Here is a 2,694-nt window from a genome sequence, read left to right as displayed (position 1 = left end):
GAGGTTTACTGTAAGGGTTGGGGTACATTCCATTTTGACGGTGAAAAATACAAGTATGTAGGTGGTTTCACAAGAATTGAAAGCATATATATCTGTCCAGATTGCGGCAAAATCCTCTTCACTGATGAGGGGGAGGCAGCTAAGTTTTTGAGGGGAACTAAATAATTTTTTATGGGTGGTTGTATGATTTACATTCTGAATACATTAGTTGTTCCAATAAATTTCGACAAGTATCCCAGCGTTCAGGTATTGCTTACACGTATCAGCGTTGATGAGGCTAAGCAGCTTCTCAGGCAGGGGTTTGTTTCAGCTGTTGGGCATGAGGGGACAGCCCAGCTGCTTTCAAAAATACTTGGCGTAAACATTCCAGCGAACAGGGTAAGTGTATGGATGGAGAAGGGGGATGTAGGAGTTCACTTCTTCCTGAAGACTAGATTACCAGAGGGAGCTGTGCTGAGTGAAGAGCAGCTAAGTAAGCTTTCATTCTGGATTGTTAAGTCACAAATACTCTAAACCTATTTTTTATGGGTGGTTGTATGGTTACATGTCCTAAATGTGGGGAGGAGATAGATCACTTGGAAAATTTCCGCACAGTTGTTAGACAGTTTCATTTTGATGGGAGAAACTACTTCTACGTGGATACCTGGGGAGTTGATAAGGATGAGTATCTATGTCCAGAATGTGGTGAAGTCCTATTTACTGATAAGAGGAAGGCCGCCAAGTTTTTGAAGGGTAAATAATCATATTATTTTTTATCAGGGTGGTTACATGAAAATAGTTGCTGTCTCCGCCTTGCAACAATTTACATCTCTGCTGGAGAAGATCTCGAAGCTTGTTGATGCTGGGGTTATGCATCCTGTAAGCTATGTTCTTGCAAGGGAACAAATACCTATTTCTCTAAGCATTCACCGTTCACGGTTAATTAGCAAAATAAAGGAGCTTTCAAGATATGCCCCTGACCTTAAGATTTACGGTGATGAGGAGGAGGTTGTTTTAGATGTGCCTTCCCTCCTCATTTCTCAGGATGAGCTAAAATACTTTATGGGTTTGGAAACTCTAGGAATGTATAATGACTATAGACTGGAGGGAGATGTTCTAGTTCTTTCAGAATATAATGCCTCATTATTCCTAAACGCCATAGTTAATGTTTATAGATACAAGTGCAGATATTCAAGAGGTGTTGTTTTCGATGATGAGGCTTTTAAAGAGCATTACTTATTCCAAGTTGGCGATGAATACTTCGTGTTGAAAACTGGTGATGGCGGCAGCTGGCTTAACATATACTCAAGCCTTAACGATGCTATACAAGACTACATGACAGTAGACTATGGATGGGAGGGATGGAGTCCGCTTCAAGCTCAACCCTTAAAAGTAACTCCTAAACGTACTATAAAGTTCCCAGTGTTCAGCGACTTAATTCTAGACTTCATTGAGAAGTATGGTGTGGAAAGGATTTTGAAGGCTAAGTATGAGGATTTGAGGAAGTATAAATTCTCCAGGTTTACTGAGAAATTCATTGAGAAGAAAAGATATATCGGTGAATGGATCTGCGACTGCTTTAATGCAATAGCTCCTGAGGACGCTGAGGACTTCCAGCAGGCTCTAACCAAATGCTTGCCTTCAAAGCTAATTGCAAAACTTGAGGAGGAAAAGAGGAGAATTGAAGAAGAAAAGAACAGAATCTATGAGGAGGAAAAGAAACTTAATGAGTTGCCTGTAGCCTATTGCTTCAGAAGTGTTTCTACAGGTGATATTATTGGAAGATTAGATGATGGTGTTATTGTGTTATTTAACGATCCAAAGCCAGAATGGGGATGGCATGTTGTTCTTCTCGAATATCAGGAAAGAACGTCCCAGAAAGGAAAGAAGTATATTAAATGCTTCAAATGGGTTAAGCACCCCCACCCAAGACTTGCGGAGCTTAAGAAGAGGTATGAGGAGCTTAGAATGGAGGAGAAGAGGCTTGACGAGGAGCTGGAGAAACATATTAAACCCTAACCTTTTTTTGGGTGGTTTAAATGGTGAGGAAGGCAACCGTAATATATTGTCCCTACGGAGTGGAGAAGCCTCTTTGGGCTGATACTGGATACGTTAAGGAGGGTAGGAAATACATATACTTCAAGTCTAAAAACAGCAATAGCTCCAACTTCCTGAGGTATGAGCTGGGGAAGGTTATAGTTTTGAAGGGATGGAATGAGCATGTAGTTAGGCAGGTTGAAGAGTTCAGGAGGGCTGAGCGTGAATACTGGAAGAAAAGAGAGCAGTTCGAAGAGCAGTTGGAGGTCGAGCTACGTAAACAGCTATGGCAGAAGCTGGAGGAGTGGGGTAAACAGAATCCGCCGCCAAAATTTTATTTGAACGTAAAAGGTGATTGCTGATGGCTAAGGTTAAGGAGATAAGGGCTGAGGACGGTACATGCATTTACGTCTGGGAATGCCCAGTATGCGGTAGGGAGCTGCGGAGCCTTTCAAAAGCTCAGCTCTACAACAATGCTTTAGCACATAGCAGAAGACATGGAAAGGTGAAGAAATGAGAATTGGAGAAACATATTAAACCCTAACTTTTTATGGGTGGTTTAAATGGTGAGGAATAAATGTAGGTTTTGGGGAGAGAACGTTCACCCATTCCTCGATGATGGATGCCACCTAGGATACAGCTACTGCAACCCAGAAACATGCGGGGACTACCAGCCAG

The 2,694-nt window shown here is 41.9% G+C and carries 5 protein-coding genes; all 5 read left to right on the top strand.

Features of this window, described 5'->3' with window-relative positions:
• The first annotated feature begins 183 nt into the window (after positions 1-183).
• The 5 genes from MRT15_RS10945 to MRT15_RS10925 are packed head-to-tail and all read left to right on the top strand — an operon-like array spanning position 184 to position 2,533.
• Entirely contained in the window at positions 184-513 is a 330-nt protein-coding gene (locus MRT15_RS10945; protein ID WP_304330221.1) for a DUF1874 domain-containing protein, read from the top strand.
• A 23-nt stretch (positions 514-536) separates the two neighbouring features.
• Positions 537-740, top strand: a complete 204-nt coding sequence (locus MRT15_RS10940) for a hypothetical protein (RefSeq protein WP_304330220.1) — start codon at positions 537-539, stop codon at positions 738-740.
• Positions 741-768: 28 nt separating this feature from the next.
• Complete coding sequence (locus MRT15_RS10935; RefSeq protein ID WP_304330219.1) at positions 769-1,998, top strand: hypothetical protein; 1,230 nt, start codon at positions 769-771, stop codon at positions 1,996-1,998.
• A 20-nt stretch (positions 1,999-2,018) separates the two neighbouring features.
• The gene (locus tag MRT15_RS10930) at positions 2,019-2,378 is read left to right on the top strand and encodes a hypothetical protein (protein ID WP_304330218.1); all 360 of its coding nucleotides are present in this window, start codon (positions 2,019-2,021) and stop codon (positions 2,376-2,378) included.
• Complete coding sequence (locus MRT15_RS10925) at positions 2,372-2,533, top strand: hypothetical protein (protein ID WP_304330217.1); 162 nt, start codon at positions 2,372-2,374, stop codon at positions 2,531-2,533. The genes MRT15_RS10930 and MRT15_RS10925 overlap by 7 nt, the downstream gene beginning before the upstream one ends.
• Positions 2,534-2,694 lie beyond the last annotated feature (161 nt).

It is taken from the genome of Candidatus Culexarchaeum yellowstonense (assembly GCF_024707025.1).
In the GTDB taxonomy this organism is placed as follows: Archaea; Thermoproteota; Methanomethylicia; order Culexarchaeales; family Culexarchaeaceae; genus Culexarchaeum.
Note: the sequence above shows the minus strand (reverse complement) of the source record. Positions and strands in the feature narration are given on the sequence as shown.